The organism is Thioalbus denitrificans (assembly GCF_003337735.1).
In the GTDB taxonomy this organism is placed as follows: domain Bacteria; phylum Pseudomonadota; class Gammaproteobacteria; order DSM-26407; family DSM-26407; genus Thioalbus; species Thioalbus denitrificans.
The window spans coordinates 314,022-333,228 of record NZ_QPJY01000001.1 but is presented as its reverse complement, the minus strand read 5'-3'; the positions used below and the strand labels follow the sequence as shown (position 1 = coordinate 333,228).

At 71.3% G+C, this 19,207-nt stretch carries 17 protein-coding genes, 1 tRNA gene and 1 pseudogene; 11 read left to right on the top strand and 8 right to left on the bottom strand.

Annotation, left to right across the window (positions count from 1 at the left end):
• Positions 1–18: 18 nt before the first annotated feature.
• Entirely contained in the window at positions 19–807 is a 789-nt protein-coding gene (locus DFQ59_RS01530; protein ID WP_114277899.1) for a sulfite exporter TauE/SafE family protein, read from the bottom strand.
• 192 nt (positions 808–999) lie between these two features.
• Here DFQ59_RS01530 and DFQ59_RS01525 point away from each other — a divergent pair, with 192 nt between their 5' ends.
• Entirely contained in the window at positions 1,000–1,971 is a 972-nt protein-coding gene (locus DFQ59_RS01525) for a complex I NDUFA9 subunit family protein (RefSeq protein WP_114277898.1), read from the top strand.
• A gap of 32 nt (positions 1,972–2,003) precedes the next feature.
• A complete protein-coding gene (locus DFQ59_RS01520) occupies positions 2,004–3,260 on the top strand; it encodes a multifunctional CCA addition/repair protein (protein WP_114278463.1) in 1,257 nt (418 codons plus the stop codon).
• Between the two features lie 44 nt (positions 3,261–3,304).
• On the opposite strand, the gene DFQ59_RS01515 is transcribed toward DFQ59_RS01520, so the two are convergent.
• From DFQ59_RS01515 to DFQ59_RS01505, 3 genes are all read right to left on the bottom strand, one after another.
• On the bottom strand, positions 3,305–4,102 hold the full coding sequence (locus tag DFQ59_RS01515; protein WP_114277897.1) for an undecaprenyl-diphosphate phosphatase: 798 nt from the start codon (positions 4,100–4,102) through the stop codon (positions 3,305–3,307).
• A gap of 48 nt (positions 4,103–4,150) precedes the next feature.
• Positions 4,151–4,849 (bottom strand): class I SAM-dependent methyltransferase, encoded by a 699-nt coding sequence (locus DFQ59_RS01510; protein ID WP_114277896.1) that lies wholly within the window; start codon positions 4,847–4,849, stop codon positions 4,151–4,153.
• Positions 4,850–5,210: 361 nt separating this feature from the next.
• Complete coding sequence (locus DFQ59_RS01505) at positions 5,211–6,398, bottom strand: class I SAM-dependent methyltransferase (protein WP_114277895.1); 1,188 nt, start codon at positions 6,396–6,398, stop codon at positions 5,211–5,213.
• A 77-nt stretch (positions 6,399–6,475) separates the two neighbouring features.
• Here DFQ59_RS01505 and DFQ59_RS01500 point away from each other — a divergent pair, with 77 nt between their 5' ends.
• Positions 6,476–7,204, top strand: a complete 729-nt coding sequence (locus tag DFQ59_RS01500; RefSeq protein WP_211314777.1) for a pteridine reductase — start codon at positions 6,476–6,478, stop codon at positions 7,202–7,204.
• A 30-nt stretch (positions 7,205–7,234) separates the two neighbouring features.
• A complete protein-coding gene (locus DFQ59_RS01495; RefSeq protein ID WP_114277894.1) occupies positions 7,235–7,735 on the top strand; it encodes an asparaginase domain-containing protein in 501 nt (166 codons plus the stop codon).
• Here DFQ59_RS01495 and folK read toward each other — a convergent pair.
• Both folK and folB read right to left on the bottom strand, forming a co-directional pair.
• Positions 7,732–8,220 (bottom strand): 2-amino-4-hydroxy-6-hydroxymethyldihydropteridine diphosphokinase, encoded by a 489-nt coding sequence (gene folK, locus DFQ59_RS01490; protein ID WP_114277893.1) that lies wholly within the window; start codon positions 8,218–8,220, stop codon positions 7,732–7,734. The two genes, DFQ59_RS01495 and folK, sit on opposite strands and share 4 nt — an antisense overlap.
• Before the next feature lies 1 nt (position 8,221).
• Entirely contained in the window at positions 8,222–8,578 is a 357-nt protein-coding gene (gene folB / locus DFQ59_RS01485) for a dihydroneopterin aldolase (RefSeq protein ID WP_114277892.1), read from the bottom strand.
• Positions 8,579–8,839: 261 nt separating this feature from the next.
• Here folB and plsY point away from each other — a divergent pair, with 261 nt between their 5' ends.
• Positions 8,840–9,421, top strand: a complete 582-nt coding sequence (gene plsY / locus DFQ59_RS01480) for a glycerol-3-phosphate 1-O-acyltransferase PlsY (protein WP_114277891.1) — start codon at positions 8,840–8,842, stop codon at positions 9,419–9,421.
• A gap of 132 nt (positions 9,422–9,553) precedes the next feature.
• Here the strand turns inward: plsY and tsaD are convergent, their stop codons facing one another.
• A complete protein-coding gene (tsaD, locus tag DFQ59_RS01475) occupies positions 9,554–10,567 on the bottom strand; it encodes a tRNA (adenosine(37)-N6)-threonylcarbamoyltransferase complex transferase subunit TsaD (protein ID WP_114277890.1) in 1,014 nt (337 codons plus the stop codon).
• Positions 10,568–10,932: 365 nt separating this feature from the next.
• On the opposite strand from tsaD, the gene rpsU reads away from it, so the two are divergent.
• From rpsU to DFQ59_RS01445, 6 genes and pseudogenes are all read left to right on the top strand, one after another.
• Complete coding sequence (gene rpsU / locus DFQ59_RS01470) at positions 10,933–11,148, top strand: 30S ribosomal protein S21 (protein ID WP_114277889.1); 216 nt, start codon at positions 10,933–10,935, stop codon at positions 11,146–11,148.
• A 29-nt stretch (positions 11,149–11,177) separates the two neighbouring features.
• The gene (locus DFQ59_RS01465) at positions 11,178–11,627 is read left to right on the top strand and encodes a GatB/YqeY domain-containing protein (RefSeq protein WP_114277888.1); all 450 of its coding nucleotides are present in this window, start codon (positions 11,178–11,180) and stop codon (positions 11,625–11,627) included.
• Positions 11,628–11,774: 147 nt separating this feature from the next.
• Positions 11,775–13,535 (top strand): DNA primase, encoded by a 1,761-nt coding sequence (gene dnaG, locus DFQ59_RS01460; protein ID WP_114277887.1) that lies wholly within the window; start codon positions 11,775–11,777, stop codon positions 13,533–13,535.
• 101 nt (positions 13,536–13,636) lie between these two features.
• Positions 13,637–15,496, top strand: a pseudogene (gene rpoD, locus DFQ59_RS01455) (RNA polymerase sigma factor RpoD); the annotation flags it as partial.
• Between the two features lie 79 nt (positions 15,497–15,575).
• Positions 15,576–15,651: transfer RNA gene (locus tag DFQ59_RS01450), tRNA-Ile, on the top strand.
• A 138-nt stretch (positions 15,652–15,789) separates the two neighbouring features.
• Positions 15,790–18,156 (top strand): putative bifunctional diguanylate cyclase/phosphodiesterase, encoded by a 2,367-nt coding sequence (locus DFQ59_RS01445; RefSeq protein WP_114277885.1) that lies wholly within the window; start codon positions 15,790–15,792, stop codon positions 18,154–18,156.
• Here DFQ59_RS01445 and DFQ59_RS01440 read toward each other — a convergent pair.
• On the bottom strand, positions 18,093–19,076 hold the full coding sequence (locus DFQ59_RS01440; RefSeq protein WP_114277884.1) for a zinc ABC transporter substrate-binding protein: 984 nt from the start codon (positions 19,074–19,076) through the stop codon (positions 18,093–18,095). The genes DFQ59_RS01445 and DFQ59_RS01440 overlap by 64 nt on opposite strands.
• Between the last annotated feature and the right edge of the window lie 131 nt (positions 19,077–19,207).

Below are 19,207 nucleotides of genomic sequence, written 5' to 3'. Positions count from 1 at the left end.
CGCGCCCAGGCCTGCCCTTTACCCGAGCAGCAGGCGCAGGCCGATGACCGCCAGGAACAGGGCGAAGATGCGCTTCAGCTTCGCGCCCGGCAGGCTGTGGGCCAGCTTCGCGCCCAGGGGGGCGAAGGCAGTGCTCGCCACCGCGATGCCGGCGAAGGCGGGCCAGTAGACGTAGCCGCTGCTCCAGGCCGGCAGGGCGGCCTCGCCCCAGCCCTGGAAGATGAAGCCGGCGGCGCCGGCCACCGCGATGGGCAGCCCGCAGGCGGCGGAGGTGGCCACGGCGTTGCGCATCTCCACGTTGCACCAGGTGAGGAACGGCACCGTGAGGCTGCCGCCGCCGATGCCGACGATGGCCGAGATGGAGCCGATCACCCCGCCGGCGCCGAACATCCCCGGGGTACCGGGCAGGCCGCGGTGGGGCGCGGGCCTGAGCCCGAAGCCCATCTGCGCGGCGATGGTCAGCACGAACAGGGCGAAGATGCGCCGCAGCCAGTCGCCCGGGAGCAGGTCGGCCACCGCCGCGCCCAGCAGCGCCCCCACCACGATGCCCGGGGTGAGGCGCCGGAAGATTTCCCACAGCACGGCGCCGCGGCGGTGATGGGCGCGCACCGAGGAGAGGGAGGTAACCACGATGGTGGCCAGCGAAGTGCCGATGGCCACGTGCATCAGCACCGCGGGGTCCACGGCCTGGGCCTGGAAGGTGAAGGCCAGGGCGGGGACGATGATGAGTCCGCCGCCCACCCCGAACAGCCCCGCCAGCACCCCGGCGAAGGCGCCCACCACCAGGTAGATGAGAAGGGTTTCCACGTCTGCTCGCTTACCGCTGCCGCGGGCCGGAGGCCGGTGCGCGGATGCCCGGCCGTCAATGGACGGACATTATGCCGGGGGCGGACCGGCGCGGCCACCCGGACTCCGGCCACGCTGCGCCGGCGCGCCCCCGCCCTTGACCCCCCTCGGGGAGCGGTGGAAGATTCCGGAACAACCCCGAGGAGATCCGTCATGGCAGCAGAGTCGAGGATCGTGACCATCATCGGCGGCACCGGCTTCATCGGCCGCCACCTGACCAACCGCCTGACCGATGCCGGCTGGCGGGTGCGCATCCCCACCCGCCACCCCCAGCGCCACCGGGATCTGGGCATCGCCGGCGGCGTGGAGGTGGTGCGGGGCGACGTGAACGACGCCGGGACCCTGCGCGCGGTGGTGGACGGCAGCGACGCGGTCGTCAACCTGGTGGGCATCCTCAACGAGCGCGGCCACGACGGCAGCGGCTTCCGCGCCGCCCACGTGGATCTCGCCCGCGGCGTGGTGGCCGCCTGCAACGAGGCGGGGGTGCCGCGGCTGCTGCACATGAGCGCGCTGAACGCCGACGCGGAAAAGGGCCCCAGCCACTACCTGCGCACCAAGGGCGAGGGCGAGGCGGCGGTGCACGCCGAGGCCGGCCCGGGGCTGGCGGTGACCAGCTTCCGCCCCTCGGTGGTGTTCGGCCCCGGGGACAGCTTCTTCACCCGCTTCGCCGGGCTGCTGCGGCTGACCCCGGCGGTATTCCCGCTCGCCTGCGCCTGGTCCCGCTTCGCCCCCCTCTACGTGGGCGACCTGGTGGCGGCCATGCACATCGCCCTGGAGGAGAAGGCCACCTTCGGGGAGGGCTACGATCTCTGCGGGCCCGCCGCCTACACCCTCGACGAGCTGGTGGAGTACACCGCCCAGGTGCTCGGCCTGCGGCGCCGCATCTGGGCCCTGCCCGACGGGCTCGCGCGCCTGCAGGCGAACCTCATGGAGTACGTCCCGGGCAAGCCCTTCTCCCGCGACAACTACCTCTCCTGCCAGGTGGACGGCATCTGCCTGGCCCCCTTCCCGGCGGTGTTCGGCCTCCATCCGCGCTCGGTGGAGGCGGAGGTGCCCCGCTACCTCACCCTGGCCAGCCGGCGCGGCCACTACGAGCGCTACCGGCGCACGGCCGGGCGCGCCTGAGAATGGCCCCTGGCGATCCGCGCACCGAGGGGCTGGAGATCTACCTGGTGGGCGGGGCGGTGCGGGACCGCCTGCTGGGGCAGGAGGCCCGGGAGCGCGACTGGGTGGTGGTGGGCGCCACGCCCGAGGAGCTGAAGCGGCGCGGCTTCCGCCCGGTGGGGCGCGACTTTCCCGTCTTCCTCCACCCGGACACGGGCGAGGAGTACGCGCTGGCCCGCACCGAGCGCAAGACCGGCCCCGGCTACACCGGCTTCAGCTTCCACGCCGCCCCCGACGTGACCCTGGAGGAGGATCTCCGCCGCCGCGATCTCACCATCAACGCCATGGCCGAGGACGCCGCGGGGAATCTCATCGACCCTTTCGACGGCCGCGGGGACCTGGACCAGGGCCTGCTGCGCCACGTCTCGCCCGCCTTCGCCGAGGACCCGGTGCGGATCCTGCGGGTGGCGCGCTTCGCCGCCCGCTTCGCCCGCTGGGGCTTCCGCGTGGCCCACGGCACCAACGCGCTGATGCGGCGCATGGTGGCCGCCGGCGAGGTGGACGCGCTGGTGCCCGAGCGGGTCTGGAAGGAGCTGGAGCGGGCGCTGGGCGAGGATCGCCCGGCGCGCTTCTTCGAGGTGCTGCGCGGCTGCGGGGCGCTGGCGGTGCTGTTCCCGGAGATCGACGCCCTGTTCGGCGTGCCCCAGCCCGAGCGCCACCACGGCGAGGTGGACACCGGCGCCCACGCCCTGCTGGTGCTGGAGGCCGCCGCCCGGCTCAGCCCCGACACCGCGGTGCGCTTCGCCGCGCTGGTGCACGATCTCGGCAAGGGCGCCACCCCGGCGGCGGAGTGGCCCGCCCACCACGGCCACGAGGAGCGCGGCGTGGCGCTGGTGAACGCCCTCTGCGACCGCTTCCGCGTCCCCAACGCCCACCGCAACCTGGCGGTCATGGCCGCCCGCTGGCACGGCCGCTGCCACCGGGCCCTGGAGCTGCGCCCCGCCACCGTGCTGGAGACCCTGGAGGCGCTGGACGCCTTCCGCCGGCCGGAGCGCTTCGAGGGCTTCCTGCTCGCCTGCGCGGCCGACGCCCGCGGCCGCGCCGGGCGCGCGGACGACGGCTATCCCCAGGCGGACTACCTGCGCGCCTGTCGCGCGGCCGCCGCCGCGGTGCCGGTGGCGCCGCTGGCGCAGCGGGGGCTCAAGGGTCCGCGGCTGGGCGAGGCCCTGCGCGCGGCGCGCCTGGAGGCGATCCGGGCCGTGGAGAGGCCGGCCGCCGGGCCGGCGAAGGGCGACGCGGACGCGAGGTAGGGTGCGCCGCGCGCACCGGCGGCGCCAGGGAGAATCCCCGCGCCTCAGATGAACAGGTAGAAGAGGTAGAAGCCGAGCAGCACCCGGTAGACGGCGAAGGGCGCCATGCCGATGCGCTGCACCAGCGCCAGGAAGGCGTGGATGCAGAGCAGGGCGCTCACCCCCGACACCCCCACCCCGATCAGGATCTCCGACCCGTCCGGCCCCACCCCGCTCTGCACCAGCTCGATGCCCTTGAGCCCCCCGGCCAGGATGATGACGGGGATGGAGAGGAGAAAGGAGAAGCGCGCCGCGCCGGTGGCCGAGAGCCCGAGCATCAGCCCGGCGGTCATGGTGATGCCCGAGCGCGAGGTGCCGGGCAGCAGGGCCAGCGCCTGGGCCAGGCCCACCACGATCACGTCCTTCCAGGTGAGCTCGTGCTCGCTGCGCTCGCCGCGCCGGCGGGCGTCGGCCCACCACAGCAGCAGCCCGAACAGCACCGTGGTGGTGGCGATGAGCAGCGGCGAGCGCAGCCAGGCGTCGCCGCTCGCCTCCAGCGCCAGCCCCGCCAGCCCCACCGGGACCGTGCCCCAGATCACCGCCCACGCCAGCCGGCTCTCGGTGGAGTCGGTGCGGGTGAGGATCGAGCCGGCCCAGGCCCGGGCCATGCGCCAGAGCTCGGCGCGGAAGTAGATGACCACCGCCGCCAGGGTGCCCACGTGCACCGCCACGTCGAAGGCCAGCCCCTGGTCCGGCCAGCCGAGCAGGCGCGGAACGAGAATCAGGTGGGCGGAGCTGGAGATGGGCAGGAACTCGGTGAGCCCCTGCACCAGGGCGAGTACCACCAGGTGCCAGGTGTCCAAGGTTTACTCCGTGATGAGCGATGGGTGATGGGTGAAGGGCGCCCGCCCTCAGCCGCGGCGCTCGGCCACCAGCCGGGCGTAGCGGCCCTCGCGGGTCACCTCGGTGGCCAGCACGTTGAAGCCGGTCCGCTCCAGCAGCCAGACCAGGTCCTCGGCCGAGTAGCGGTTGTGCTCCATGAAGTGGACGAAGAGATCGTCCAGCTCCGCCACCGGGGTGGCGGCGTCGAACACCCGCGCCTCCTCGGTCTGGGCGGCGACGTAGACCGGCAGCGGCGCCCGCACCCAGTCGGTGATGTAGAAGCGCCCGCCGGGGCGCAGCACCCGGGCCACCTCCTGCAGGGCGCGCACCGGCTGGTTCATCTCGTGGAACACCACCGCGGCGTGGGCGGCGTCGACGCTTCCCGCCGCCAGCGGCAGGTGCGGATCGTGGAGATCCTCGGCCACCAGGGCGCAGCCCTCCGGCAGCTCCACCGCCGCCTCCAGCATGTAGGGCGCCACCTCCACCCCCGTCACCCGCGCGCCGGGGTAGCGCCGGCCCAGGGCCTGCACCAGCATCCCCGGCCCCGCGCCGAGATCGATGATGACCGGCCGCTCCGGCAGCACCGGACCCATCCAGTGCTCCCATTCCGCCCAGAAGGCGACGTCGTAGCGGCGCTCGAAGCCCTCCTTCATCATCGCCGCGAAGCGCGCCCCGTCACGGTGGTGGCGCTCCAGCATCTCCAGGGTCTTGTCGGGCGTCTCGGGCATGGGTCGTCTTGCTCCTGCGTCTGGTTGCAAAAAGTAAGGATCTAACCACGAAGACACGAAGAACACGAAGAACACGAAGAACAGCTGGTTTAACCGCAGATTACGTTGATTTGCGTAAATTTGCCGTCGTGTGGGGAAGGCCCGTCGACGAGCCTGGTCCCTCACTTCAGGCAACGACCTGCAACAACCTGTTAGCCAGGGCATGGCGTTTGCCGCCATCGTTATCCGGCCAACGACCCGCGAAGGCGGTTAACTGAGGATAATCACCGTAAATCAACGTAATCTGGGGTTTATTCGTCTTTTGCCGTTCTTCGTGTCCTTCGTGCCTTCGTGGTGAAAAAATATCTTTTAAAACAGAAAGCTACAGCCGCCCGCGGCGGTCCTGCAGGGCGAAGCCGCGCAGGGGGGCGTCGAGGCCGCGGGTCAGGGCGATGACCTTGAACAGCTCGCCCATCTCCGCCGGGGAGAGCAGGCGGTTCAGGGCGTGGCCGGCGGCCGCCAGGGCGGCGTCGCCCGCCACCTCCGCGCCGGCGGCCAGCTCGGTGATGCCGGTGGCGAGCAGGAAGGCGGCCTGGCTGGTGTAGCCGGCCACCCGCAGCCCCGCGGCGTCGGCCGCCTCCGCCACGGCGGTGAAGTCCACGTGGGCGGTGATGTCCTGCAGCCCGGGCAGGAAGAAGGGGTCGTCGTGGGCGCGGTGGCGGTAGTGGCACATCAGCGTGCCCCCGGCGCGCTCGGGATGGTAGAACTCCCGGCGCGGGAAGCCGTAGTCCACCAGCAGCGCCAGCCCCGCCGCCAGGCTCCCGCCCAGCGCCGCGATCCAGGGGCCGGCCGCCAGCCCCAGCTCGGAGGCGTAGCCCGGGGCCTGGCCACCGCCGGCCCCGGCCAGCACCGCCGCGGCCCGCTCCGCCAGCCCCGGCGTGCGCGGCGCCGTCCACTCCCAGGCGAAGCCCGTCCCGCTCCAGGCCACGCACCCCTCCTCCACCCCCGCCGGGCCGAGCCGGAAGCGGTGCACCGGCAGGGCGTCGAGCACCTCGTTGGCGAGGATCACCCCGCGCAGCCCCGCCGGCGGGGTCTCCACCCACGCCACCCGCGCCGCCAGCCCGGGCGCCAGCCGCGCCAGGGTCTCGCGCTGGCGCTCGCGCAGATCGGCGCTCACCTCGAGGATGAGGTAGCGCGCCGGCGGCCGGCCGAGCCGCTCCAGCTCCGCCAGCAGGTCGGCGGCGAGCCGCCCGCTGCCGGCGCCGAACTCGAGGATGTCGCCCCCGCCCAGCTCCGCCAGCACGTCGGCGCACTGCCGGGCCAGGCAGCGGCCGAACAGGGGCGAGAGCTCGGGGGCGGTGGTGAAGTCCCCCGCCGGCCCCAGCTTGCGGCTCCCGGCGCTGTAATAGCCGAGACCCGGTGCGTACAATGCCTCCTGCATGTAATCGGCGAAGGGCAGGCGCCCGCCGGCCGCCTCCAGGCGCCGGCGGATGTGTTCCACCAGCCGCGCGCTGTGGTCCGCCGCCGCCGCCGACGGGGCGGGCAGCCCGGCGCCGGACTCCCGGCTCACCGGCCCGCCTCCCCCACCGGGGACCAGCCTGCGGAGAACCCGTGACAATGACTCATGAAACCTCCCTGACCGGCCGCGTGGCGCTCATCACCGGCGCGGCCCACCGCATCGGGGCCACCACCGCCCGCCTCCTCCACGGCGAAGGCATGAATATCGTGGTGCACTACCGCGGCTCCACCGCGGCGGCCGAGGCCCTGGCCGCGGAGCTCAACGCCGCGCGCCCGGACTCGGTGGTCACCTTGAGCGCCGACCTGCACGACACCGCCGGGCTGGACGCCCTCGTGGAGCGGGCCGCCGCGGCCTGGGGCCGGCTCGACGTGCTGGTGAACAACGCCTCCAGCTTCTACCCCACCCCCATGGGCGAGGTCACCGAGGCGCAGTGGGACGACCTGATGGGCAGCAATCTCAAGGCGCCCTTCTTCCTCTCCCAGGCCGCCGCCCCGCGCCTGCGCGCCGGCGGCGGCTGCATCGTCAACATCGTCGACATCCACGCCGACCGGCCGCTGAAGGGCTACCCGGTCTACAGCATGGCCAAGGCCGGGCTGGTGATGCTCACCAAGACCCTGGCCCGGGAGCTGGGCCCGGAGATCCGCGTCAACGCGGTGGCCCCCGGCGCCATCCTGTGGCCGGAGAACGAGGCCGAGCTCGACAGCGCGGCCCAGCGGGAGATCATCGGCCGCACCGCCCTGAAGCGCCAGGGCGATCCCATCGACATCGCCCGGGCGGTGCGCTTCCTCGTCCGCGACGCGGTCTATACCAGCGGCCACGTGCTCACCGTGGACGGCGGCCGCAGCCTGCAGCACTGACACCGGCGCATCCCCACCGAGGACCTGCCCATGAGCGTGCGCGTCATTGTCACCGGCGGCACCTTCGAGAAGCAATACGACGCCCTCAAGGGCGAGCTCACCTTCAAGGACTCCCACCTGCCGCGGATCCTGGAGCTGGTGCGCTGCACCGCGCCAGTGGTGCTGGAGGTGAACCAGCTCATCGACAGCCTGCACATGCAGGCGGCGGACCGGCAGCGGGTGCTGGCCGCCTGCGCCCAGGCGCCCGAGTCGCGCCTCCTCGTCATCCACGGCACCGACACCCTGGTGGAGACCGCGCGCGCCCTGGGCGAGGCCGGGCTGGGGAAGACGGTCGTCCTCACCGGGGCCATGGTGCCCTACTCGGTGGCCGGCTCCGACGCCCTGTTCAATCTCGGCTACGCCCTGGCCATGGCCCAGAGCCTGCCGCCCGGGGTCCACGTGGCCATGAACGCCCGCACCTTCCCGTGGGACAACGTGCGCAAGAACCGCGAGCAGGGGGTGTTCGAGGCGCTGGACCAGCAGCCGGGCTAGCGCTCGAAGGGCACCGGCCAGAGGCGCTGGGCGTCCTGGTCGAAGGCGTCCCACAGCGCGCGGTAGGTCTCCCCGCTCACCGGGTGGCGCTCGTCGCCGGCGATCTCGGCCAGCGGCAGCAGGACGAAGGCGTAGCGGGTGATCTCTCCCCGCGGCAGCTCGAGCCCCTCCTCCCGGGTGACCAGGTCGTCGTAGGTGAGGAGGTCGAGATCCAGGGTCCGCGGACCGAACTTCGGGCCGCTGCGGTCGCGGCCGTTGTCCGCCTCGATGGCGTGCATGAGCCGGTCCAGCTCCCGGGGCGCCCTGCCGGTGTCGAAGCCCACCACCAGGTTGTAGAAGTTCTCGCCCTCGAAGCCCACCGCCTCGCTCTCGTAGACGGTGGAGACCGTCAGCGGCCCGAAGGCCGCCCGCAGGGCGTCCAGGCCGGCGCGGATATGGCGCTCGCGGTCGACGTTGCTGCCCATGCTGACATAGACGCGGGTCATCTCAGTCCCTCGACCCGCGCTCGATGACGATGCCCACGTCCTGGGCGCCGCGGATGGCGCCGGGCTTGCTCAGGCGCAGCCGCACCCAGGGCACGTCGAACTCCCCGATCACGATCTCGGCGATCCGCTCGGAGAGGGTCTCCACCAGCTGGAACTCGCTGGCGCTGACGAAGTCGATGATGCGCTTCGCCACCGCCTTGTAGTCGAGGGTGTCGTCGATGCTGTCGGTGTCGGCGGCCTTGCGGATGTCTGCGCCCATCTCCAGGTCGATGCTCACCGTCTGGCGGGTGGCGCGCTCCCAGTCGAAGATGCCGATGACGGTCTCGATGCGGAGATCCCGCAGGTAGATGATGTCCATGCTCGCTCTCGTTTCAGGCCCGGGGGCTATTCTACATGGCGCGAGTGCGTGAGTGCGTGAATGCGTGAGTGCGTGTGTGCGTGTGTGCGTGAGTGCGTGAGTGCGTGAATGCGTGAGTGCGTGAGTGCGTGAGTGCGTGAGTGCGTGAACCGCGATGATGCATTGCCCCATCACCTTTCACCATTCACCTTTCACCGGACCTGCCGCGCCGCTGCGGTTACAATAGCCGCCATTGTCGCCCGCCCGGAGTGGTTGCCGCTGATGGTGTTCAACGTCCTGTTCGTTCTTGCCGCCTACCTGCTCGGCTCGCTGTCGAGCGCCATCATCCTGTGCCGCCTGATGGGGCTGCCGGACCCGCGCACGGAGGGCTCGGGCAACCCGGGCGCCACAAACGTGCTGCGTCTCGGCGGCAGGAAGGTCGCGGCGCTGACCCTGCTCGGGGACACCCTGAAGGGGCTGCTGCCGGTCGTGGCGGCCCAGGCCCTGGGCGCGGCGCCGACGGTCGTCGGCCTGGTGGGGCTGGCGGCCTTCCTCGGCCACCTCTACCCGATCTTCTTCCGCTTCCAGGGCGGCAAGGGGGTGGCCACCGCCTTCGGCGTGCTGATGGGGGCGGCCTGGCCGGTGGCCCTGGCGGTGCTCGCCACCTGGCTCGCCATGGCCTTCCTGTTCCGCATCTCCTCGCTCTCCGCACTCACCGCCGCGGCGCTGGCGCCGCTGTACGCCGCCTTCCTGGCGCCCCCGCTCCTGCCCATGATCCTCGTCATGTGCGTCCTGCTCATCTGGCGCCACCGCAGCAACATCCGCAAGCTCGTCGCGGGCGAGGAGAAGCGGATCGGGCGGTGAAGGGGTGTTCCGTGTTCCGTGTTCCGTGGTCAGTGGCTGTGCCCGATCGGAGGCTGGACATGCGCCATGACCGCCACGCCAGCCCAGGTTCCTGAACGTAATACGTAATACATGATACGTAACACGGGCGCCTCAGAGCGCAGCGAGGCTTTCCATCGGCCAGCGGGCGCGGGCCTCGATGGCGAGCGGCTCGTGCTGGCCGGCGGCGAGGCGCACGCTGCCGGCGTAGGCGATCATGGCGCCGTTGTCGGTGCAGAACAGCGGGCGCGGGTAGTAGACCCGCCCCCCGGCCTCGGCGGCGATAACCGCGAGCCGCTCGCGGAGCGCGGTGTTGGCGCCGACCCCGCCGGCGATGACCAGCCGCTGGAGGCCGGTCTCCTGCAGCGCGCGGCGGCACTTGATGGCCAGGGTGTCCACCACCGCGTCCTGGAAGGCGCGGGAGATGTCGGCCCGGGACCGGGCGTCGGCGCCCACCTCCTGCAGGGTGTTGAGGGCGAAGGTCTTGAGGCCGGAGAAGCTGAAGTCGAGCCCCGGGCGATCGGTCATGGGCCGGGGAAAGCGGAACCGCTCCGGGTCCCCGCGCTCCGCCTCCCGCGCCACCGCGGGGCCGCCGGGGTAGCCCAGGCCGAGCAGCTTGGCGGTCTTGTCGAAGGCCTCGCCGGCGGCGTCGTCGAGGGACTCGCCCAGGATCCGGTAGTGCCCCACCCCGTCCACCCGCACCAGCTGGGTGTGGCCGCCGGAGACCAGCAGGGCGACAAACGGAAAGGCCGGCGGGTCGGGCTCGAGCATGGGCGCCAGCAGGTGTCCCTCCATGTGATGGACCGCCACCGCCGGCACCCCCCAGGCCCAGGCCAGGCTGCGGCCGATGGAGGCGCCCACCAGCAGCGCGCCGATGAGGCCCGGGCCGGCGGTGTAGGCCACCCCGTCCACCGCCCCCGGCCGCGCGCCGGCCTCGTCCAGCACCTGGCGCAGCAGGGGCAGCGTCTTGCGCACGTGGTCGCGGGATGCCAGCTCGGGGACCACGCCGCCGTACTCGGCGTGGACCGCCACCTGGCTGTGCAGGACATGGGCGCGCAGCCCCGTTTCCGAGTCGTACAGGGCAAGCCCGGTTTCGTCGCAGGAGGTCTCGATACCGAGAACCAGCATGGGGGCAGCGCTCTCCGTGGTGGGTTCAAGGCGCTATGTTACCCTGTCGCCGCCCGCCGCGCCGCACCGGACGCCGGAAAACTCCCCGGCTCCGGCCGCTTCCCGTCGCCTCGCCCCCGGACCGCCCGGGCGCCGACATTCCCCATTTGATACAATGCGTTGCGCACCTTTCCGGGCTTTGCCCGCGCCCCGGCGGCGGCGCGGAACCCGCCCCGGAGAGACGGCCGGCCCGTTCCGGGACCGCCGCACCCCCGCCCGCCGCCCCGCGAGGCTTTGCATTGGCGTGGGAGAGCGTTTAGAATTTCCCGTTCTCGCTTTCGGGCGATCGAACCATGAACCGAATTCCTGTCAGAGGTGATTACTGAATGCCTAGCGTCCGTGTGAAGGAGAACGAGCCTTTCGAGGTTGCCCTCCGCCGCTTCAAGCGCTCCTGCGAAAAGGCCGGTGTGCTGGCCGAGGTGCGCCGCCGTGAGTTCTACGAAAAGCCCACCTCCGAGCGCAAGCGCAAGAAGGCCGCGGCCGTGAAGCGCCACATCAAGAAGGTGATGCGCGACGTCACCCGCCGCGCCCGTCCGTACTGATCCAGACCCGGACCACCCCTCCAGCACCCATGAGCGACTCCCTGAAGCAGCGCATCGATGCCGACATGAAGGCGGCGATGCGCGCCAAGGATCGCGAGCGCCTGGGCACCGTGCGCCTCATCCTCGCCGCCATCAAGCAGCGCGAGGTGGATGAGCGCACCACCCTGGACGACACCCAGGTGCTGGCGGTCCTGGACAAGATGGCCAAGCAGCGCCGCGACTCCATCGCCCAGTACGAGGGCGCCGGCCGCCAGGACCTGGCGGACAAGGAGCAGCGCGAGCTGGAGATCATCCAGGACTACATGCCCCAGCCCCTGTCCGCAGCCGAGATTGCCGCGCTCATCGATGCCGCGGTCGCCTCCACCGGGGCCGGCGGCATGCAGGACATGGGCAAGGTGATGGGCGTGCTCAGGCCCCAGGTCCAGGGCCGCGCCGACATGGGCGCGGTGAGCGCCGCCGTCAAGGCCCGCCTGGGCTGAACCGGACCTGCAGGACGCCTCTCCGCTGACCGCGCCCCGCTCCGCCGGGTGCGCGGTTTTCGCGTGCCCGGCCGGCGGCCCGGCAGGCCGTCCGCTATACTCCCTTGGCCCAGACAACCGCCCCCGGAAACCCCGAACCCGCACACCATGGCAGGCCGCATCCCCAGGTCCTTCATCGACGAGCTGCTGGCGCGGACCGACATCGTCGACGTGATCGACACCCGGGTGCAGCTGCGCAAGACCGGCAGCAACTACAGCGCCCGCTGCCCCTTCCACGACGAGAAGACCCCCTCCTTCAGCGTCAGCCCCGACAAGCAGTTCTATTACTGCTTCGGCTGCGGCGCCACCGGCAACGCCATCGGCTTCCTGATGGAATACGAGCACATGGGTTTCGTGGAGGCGGTGGAGGAGCTCGCCGGCCGCGCCGGGCTCGAGGTGCCCCACGAGGGCGGCGGCAGCGAGCCGCCGCGGGTCGACCACCGGCCCCTGTTCGACGTGCTGGAGCGGGCCGCGGCCTGGTTCCAGCGCCAGCTGCGCGAACATCCCAAGGCCGGCCGCGCCGTCGACTACCTCAAGGGCCGCGGGCTGAGCGGCGAGATCGCCAAGCGCTTCGGGCTCGGCTACGCGCCACCGGGCTTCGAGAACCTCCTGCGGGCGCTCGACGGCCAGCGCAATCCCGGGCCCCTGGTGGAGGCCGGCCTGGTCATCCAGCGCGAGGAGGACGGCCGCCGCTATGACCGCTTCCGCGACCGGATCGTCTTCCCCATCCGCGACCAGCGCGGCCGGGTGGTGGGCTTCGGCGGGCGGGTGCTGGGCGACGACACCCCGAAGTACCTGAACTCCCCCGAGACCCCGGTGTTCCACAAGGGCCGGGAGCTGTACGGGCTGTTCGAGGCGCGCCAGGCCCTGCGCCATCCCGAGCGGCTGCTGGTGGTGGAGGGCTACATGGACGTGGTGGCCCTGGCCCAGCACGGCCTGCCGGGCACCGTGGCCACCCTCGGCACCGCCACCACCGCCGGCCACCTGGAACGGCTCTACCGGGCGGTGCCCGAGGTGGTGTTCTGCTTCGACGGCGATGCCGCCGGACGCAAGGCGGCCTGGAAGGCGCTGGAGGAGGCCCTCCCGTTCATGCGCGAAGGCCACCAGGCCCGGTTCCTGTTCCTCCCCGAGGGCGAGGATCCCGACAGCCTGGTGCGGCGCGAGGGGCAGGCGGCCTTCGCCGCGCGCATCGAGTCCGCCCAGCCCCTGTCGGCCTTCCTGCTGGAGAGTCTGGCCGAGCAGGTGGACATGGACAGCCTGGACGGCCGCGCCCGCCTGGTGGAGCTGGCCCGCCCCTACCTGGAGCGGGTCCCGGCCGGCGTCTTCCGCACCCTGCTGGCCGGGGAGCTGGCGCGCCGGGCCGACATGGATCCGCACCAGATCCTGCCCGGCCAGGCGCCCGCCGCACCCCGCCCGCGGGCGCCCGTCCGGCGGCCCGAGCGCCAGCGCCACTTCCGCTCCCTGGTGCGGCTGGCCGTCTCGCTGCTGTTGCAGAACCCGCGCCTCGCCGCCCTGGACTGCGACCTCCAGGGCCTGCGCGCGAGCGGCGTCGCCGGGGCGGATCTGCTGGTCCAACTCCTTGAATTGTTCAGGAACAACCCCAATATGACCACTGGAGCGGCACTGGAGCGCTGGCGTGACACCCCCACCCTCTCCCAGCTCACCCGCCTGCTCACCCTGGAGCAGCTCCTGTCCGACGCGGAGGTCGAACAGGAGTTTCTCGACGCGACCCGTTCCATTGCCGCCCGCGGCGTCGAGGCGCGGCTCGAACAGCTCCACGCCAGGCTCAAGCGGGGCGATCTCAACCGTGATGAAATCATGGAATACCAGCGCCTGGCGGCGGTCAAAGCAGGCAAGCGGTCGGAATGACCAGGGAACTGGCATACCGGTCAACGTTGTCTATCCTAATGACAGTGTATTAGAATCGGCGGTTTCGCGAATTCCGCCGCCGGGTACGAGGAACCACTGACCCTATGAACTCCCAGCAGCAACAGTCACAGCTCAAGCTCCTGATTGCCAAGGGCAAGGAGCAGGGTTATCTCACTTATGGCGAGGTCAACGACCATCTTCCGCCCGAGATCGTCGATCCCGAGCAGATAGAGGACATCATCGCGATGATCACCGATATGGGGATCACCGTGTATGAGCACACCCCCGACGCGGACACCCTCATGCTGGCCGAGGATTCGGTCACCGACGAGGAGGCGGCCGAGGAGGCGGTGGCGGCGCTGGCCGTGGACAACGAGTTCGGCCGCACCACCGACCCCGTGCGCATGTACATGCGCGAGATGGGCACCGTCGAGCTGCTGACCCGCGAGGGCGAGATCGAGATTGCCAAGCGCATCGAGGAAGGCCTGCGCCAGGTGCTCTCCACCCTGGCCACCTACCCCGGCACCATCGCCCACCTGATCGCCCAGTACGGGCGGGTGGAAGAGGGCGACGTGCGCCTCAACGACCTCATCACCGGTTTCGTCGACCTGACCGCCGACAGCAGCGAGCCGGCCGAGCCGGTGACCCCCGCCGGCAGCACCGTCGGCAGCCAGCTGAACGCCGACAGCAACGACAATGACGAGGACGACGACAGCGACAGCGACAGCGACTCGGAAATCGACACCGGGCCCGATCCGGAGGAGGCGAAGGCCCGCTTCACCAGCCTGCGCGGCGCCTACGACAAGCTGATGAAGTCCGCCGCCCGGCACGGCATGTACCACGACCGGACGGTCAAGCTGCGCGACGAGCTCGCCGACGAGTTCATGCAGCTCAAGCTGACCCCGCGCATGTTCGACGAGCTGGTGGGCATCGTGCGCGGCATCCTGGACCAGATCCGGACCCACGAGCGCGTCATCATGCGCATCTGCGTGGACCAGGCCCGCATGCCCCGCAAGCAGTTCATTCTCTCCTTCCCGGACAACGAGACCGATCCGGCCTGGCTCGACCAGCACCTGAAGGCGAAGAAGGCCTACTCCAGCGCCCTGGCGGAGAACGCCGACGACATCCGCCGCGCCCAGGCGCGGCTGGCGTCGGTGGAAGCGGACACCGGCCTCAACATCCGCGACATCAAGGAGATCAACCGCAAGATGTCCATCGGCGAGGCCAAGGCCCGCCGCGCCAAGAAGGAGATGGTGGAGGCCAACCTGCGCCTGGTGATCTCCATCGCCAAGAAGTACACCAACCGCGGCCTGCAGTTCCTGGATCTCATCCAGGAGGGCAACATCGGCCTGATGAAGGCGGTGGACAAGTTCGAGTACCGCCGCGGCTACAAGTTCTCCACCTACGCCACCTGGTGGATCCGGCAGGCCATCACCCGCTCCATCGCCGACCAGGCGCGCACCATCCGCATCCCGGTGCACATGATCGAGACCATCAACAAGCTCAACCGGATCTCGCGCCAGATGCTCCAGGAGATGGGCCGCGAGCCGAGCCCCGAGGAGCTGGCCGAGCGCATGGAGATGCCCGAGGAGAAGGTGCGCAAGGTGCTCAAGATCGCCAAGGAGCCCATCTCCATGGAGACGCCCATCGGCGACGACGAGGATTCGCACCTGGGCGATTTCATCGAGGACGTGACCATCGAGTCGCCGGTGGATTCCGCCACCCGCCAGGGGCTGTTCGAGGCCACCCAGTCGGTGCTCTCCGGCCTCACCGCCCGCGAGGCGAAGGTGCTGCGCATGCGCTTCGGCATCGGCATGAACACCGACCACACCCTCGAGGAAGTGGGCAAGCAGTTCGACGTCACCCGCGAGCGCATCCGCCAGATCGAGGCCAAGGCCCTGCGCAAGCTGCGCCACCCCAGCCGCTCCGAGCAGCTGCGCAGCTTCCTGGACATGGACTGAGCTCCGTCTCCGCGCCCCCGGAGCCCGGGGGCGCAAACCCTCCCCGCCGAACCCGGACGGGCTATAATGCCCGCCACCCGGGCCTATAGCTCAATGGTCAGAGCAGGGGACTCATAATCCCTTGGTTCCAGGTTCGAGTCCTGGTGGGCCCACCATACCCTCCGCAGGCCGGTCGTCGACCGGCCTGCGCTTTTGTCGGTTCCGTCAAGTTCTGCATCCCCCCGGTTGGCTAGACTGGCCCATCGACCAGCGACGCCCGGATCACCCAACCACGGAGCCAGGGTGAGAGAACGATGACCACCCCACACGGCGTGGCTTCCGGCGGCACGCGCGCCGAGGAGCTCATCCACCGCGAGCAGGTGAAGCTGCTCTTCGGCGGGCTCCCTCTCGTCCTGCCGGGTTCGGTGGCCGTGGCCCTGGTGCTCGCCTGGGCCCACAGCGGGTACATCCACAGCGGAATCCTGACCACCTGGCTGGCGATCCTGATCCTCGTCAGCATCGCCCGCACCCTTCTCAACGCCGCCTATCACCGCCGGCCGCCCGCCGATGACGCCCACCGCTGGGAGCGGCGCTTCCTGGTCGGCGCCGTGGCCTCCGGCGTGGTCTGGGGTAGCGCCGGCCTGCTGCTGTTCACCCCCGGGGACTTCAGCCGCCAGGCCTTCCTGACCCTGGTCCTGGCCGGGATGGCGGGCGGCTCGCTCGCCACCCTCGCCCCCTCCTGGGGCTCGAGCGCCAGCTTCATCAGCCTGTGCCTGCTGCCGCTGGGCATCCGCCATCTCGCCCACGGCGGCGAGCTCTCCCTGGCGGTTGCCGCCATGGTGGCGCTCTACTACAGCATCATGCTGCTCAACGCCCGGCGCATGCACAACAACCTGCTGCTCAACACGGCGCTGCGCATCGAGGCGGCGGTGCGGGAGGAGGCCCTGCGCGAGAGCGAGGAGCGCTACCGGCTCATCTTCAGCCATTCGCCGCTGGGCATGCTGCACTACGACCGCAACGGCGTGATGCTCGACTGCAACGAAGCCTTCGTGGGCATCGTCGGCTCCAGCCGCCGGCAGATCATCGGGCTGGACATGCCCGGCACGCTGCGCGATGAGCGGCTCAAGGCGGCGCTGCGCGACTCCCTCGCCAGCGGCCAGGGCTACTACGAGGGGATATACAAATCCCTCACCGCCGTGAAGAGCACGCCCATACGCGGCTTCTTCAGCGGCGTACGCAACATCGGCGGGGAGATCATCGCCGGGGTGGGCATCGTCGAGGACTTCACCGAGCGCAAGGCCGCCGAGGCCCTGATCCGCCGCCAGGCCCACTACGACACCCTCACCGAGCTGCCCAACCGGCGGCTGCTGCTGGAGCGGCTGCAGCTGACACTGGAGCGCAGCCGGCGCTCGGGCCAGCTGGGTGCGCTGCTGTTCATCGATCTCGACCGGTTCAAGCGCATCAACGACTCCCTCGGCCACCCGGTGGGCGATGCCCTGCTGCAGGAGACCGCTCGCCGCCTGCCGACCTGCATCCGCCACCAGGACATCGCCGCACGCCTGGGCGGGGACGAGTTCGTGGTGCTGCTGGACGATCTGGGCGCGGACCAGGAGATCGCGGCACGGGAGGCGCAGCAGGTCGCGGAGCGGGTGCGCGCCGCCCTCTCCCAACCCTACAGCCCCTTCGGCCAGCGCCTGCATGTCACCCCGAGCATCGGCATCGCGCTGTTCCCCGCCGGGGAGGACAGCGCCGATGACGTGCTCCGGGCCGCCGACACGGCCATGTACCGGGCCAAGACCGACGGCCGGGACGCCATCCGCTTCTTCCGCCCCAGCATGCAGCGGGCCGCCGACGAGCGGCTGCGCCTGGAAACCGACCTGCGCCAGGCCATGGAGGCCCGCCGGTTCACCCTGCACTACCAGCCCCAGTTCGACGCCGACCGCCGCGTCATCGGCGCCGAGGCGCTGCTGCGCTGGCAGCGGGAGGACGGGGTCTACATGCCGCCGGCCCTGTTCATACCGGTGGCGGAGGATATCGGGCTCATCCAGTACATCGGCGACTGGGTGCTCGAGGAGAGCTGCCGGCAGCTGCGCGAATGGGATGATCGGGGCCTGTCCGGCCGGCTGGCCGGGCTGTCGGTGAACATCAGCCCGGTGCAGTTCCTGCAGCCGGGGTTCGTGGACCGGGTCCGCGAAGTGCTGGCGGAGCGGGACGTGGACCCCGCGCGGCTCGAGGTGGAGCTCACCGAGGGGGTCATGCTGGCGGACACCGAGGGGGTGGCGGAGCGGATGCGCGCCCTGCAGGCGCTCGGGGTGCGCATCAGCATCGACGACTTCGGCACCGGCTACTCGTCGCTCGCCTACCTGAAGCGGCTGCCCCTGCGCCGGCTGAAGATCGACCAGTCCTTCGTCCGCGGCATACCGGGGGATCGCAACAACGCCGCCATCGTCGAGACCATCCTCGGCATGGCCGCCCACCTGGACCTGGAGGTGGTGGCCGAGGGGGTGGAGACCACGGCCGAGTTCGAGTTCCTGCGCGCCCACGGCTGCGGCGCCTTCCAGGGCTACTACCTGGGCCAGCCCGGCACCGCCGCCGAGCTGGAACGGCGGGTGCAGGGTCAGTCGGCCTCCGCCAGGCAGCCGGCGAAGGCGCCCCCCAGCCCCTCCAGCAGCTCGAAGTAGAGGCCCGCGCCCGGTTCGAGCGCCGCCCCCACGGGATCCAGCGTGGCCACCCGGGCGGCCGTGCCCTCCACCACGGTGCGGACCAGCGCCGGCTCGAACTGGGGCTCGGCGAAGACGCAGCGGGCGCCGAGGGTCTCGATGCGCTCGCGGATCGCCGCCAGCCGGCGCGCGCCGGGCGGCGTCTCCGGGTTCACGGTCACCGACCCCACGGCGTTCAGGCCGAAGCGGGCCTCGAAGTAGTGGTAGGCGTCGTGGAAGACCACGTAGGGCTCTGCGCGCACCGGCGCCAGTTCCGCCTCCAGCCGCCCCCCCAGCGCCACGAGGCGCGCGTCCAGCCGCGCCGCGTTGGCCGCATAGGCCGCCCCGTTGCCCGGATCCATCGCCTGCAGGGCGGCACTCACCGCCCGCACGATGGCCCGCCCGTTCTCCGGGTCCAGCCACAGGTGCGGATCCGCGTCGCCGTGGTCACGGGCGGCATGCTCCCCCCCCACCCCGTCGTGGCCCTGGGGCTCCGGTTCGTGCGCCTCCCCTTCCTCCTCATGGCGGTGGCGTTCCCAGGTTCCGCCCGCACGGGCCTCCAGCAGCCGCACGCCGGGCGTCTCGGCCAGGGTCAGCACCCGGGCCTCCCGGCCCAGGGTCTCCAGGGCATGGACGAGGAAGGCCTCCAGTCCCGGCCCCACCCACACCACCAGCTGCGCCCGTGACAGCGCCCGCGCCTGCGAGGGCCGCAGGGCGTATCCGTGGGGCGAGGCGGCGCCCCGGACCAGCAGCACCGGTTCGCCCACGCCCTCCATGACGCCGGCCACCAGGGAGTGGATGGGCTTGATGCTGACCACCACGGAGGGCGGCCCGGCCCGGGCCGGGAGCGCGAGCAGGGCGGCGAGCAACAGCAGGTAACGCAGCGAGGGGGCGGGACGCATCGGCTTGGCGGGCTCCGGACCGGACTTGGCATGTAATGTTATAACGTACCAATTCAATCCGCCAACCCTTTTCCTGCAAGGTTTTCCCATCCGTCCGGGTCTACTCGTCCGAATGCCGCCGTTCGCGGTCT

What these genes read in the sequence shown, in the direction of transcription:
- DFQ59_RS01525 (WP_114277898.1), top strand. Translation starts at nt 1,000, where the DNA reads ATGGCAGCAGAGTCGAGGATCGTGACCATCATCGGCGGCACCGGCTTC.
- DFQ59_RS01510 (WP_114277896.1), bottom strand. Translation starts at nt 4,849, where the DNA reads ATGCCCGAGACGCCCGACAAGACCCTGGAGATGCTGGAGCGCCACCAC.
- DFQ59_RS01495 (WP_114277894.1), top strand. Translation starts at nt 7,235, where the DNA reads ATGAGCGTGCGCGTCATTGTCACCGGCGGCACCTTCGAGAAGCAATAC.
- folK (WP_114277893.1), bottom strand. Translation starts at nt 8,220, where the DNA reads ATGACCCGCGTCTATGTCAGCATGGGCAGCAACGTCGACCGCGAGCGC.
- folB (WP_114277892.1), bottom strand. Translation starts at nt 8,578, where the DNA reads ATGGACATCATCTACCTGCGGGATCTCCGCATCGAGACCGTCATCGGC.
- plsY (WP_114277891.1), top strand. Translation starts at nt 8,840, where the DNA reads ATGGTGTTCAACGTCCTGTTCGTTCTTGCCGCCTACCTGCTCGGCTCG.
- tsaD (WP_114277890.1), bottom strand. Translation starts at nt 10,567, where the DNA reads ATGCTGGTTCTCGGTATCGAGACCTCCTGCGACGAAACCGGGCTTGCC.
- rpsU (WP_114277889.1), top strand. Translation starts at nt 10,933, where the DNA reads ATGCCTAGCGTCCGTGTGAAGGAGAACGAGCCTTTCGAGGTTGCCCTC.
- DFQ59_RS01465 (WP_114277888.1), top strand. Translation starts at nt 11,178, where the DNA reads ATGAGCGACTCCCTGAAGCAGCGCATCGATGCCGACATGAAGGCGGCG.
- dnaG (WP_114277887.1), top strand. Translation starts at nt 11,775, where the DNA reads ATGGCAGGCCGCATCCCCAGGTCCTTCATCGACGAGCTGCTGGCGCGG.
- DFQ59_RS01445 (WP_114277885.1), top strand. Translation starts at nt 15,790, where the DNA reads ATGACCACCCCACACGGCGTGGCTTCCGGCGGCACGCGCGCCGAGGAG.
- DFQ59_RS01440 (WP_114277884.1), bottom strand. Translation starts at nt 19,076, where the DNA reads ATGCGTCCCGCCCCCTCGCTGCGTTACCTGCTGTTGCTCGCCGCCCTG.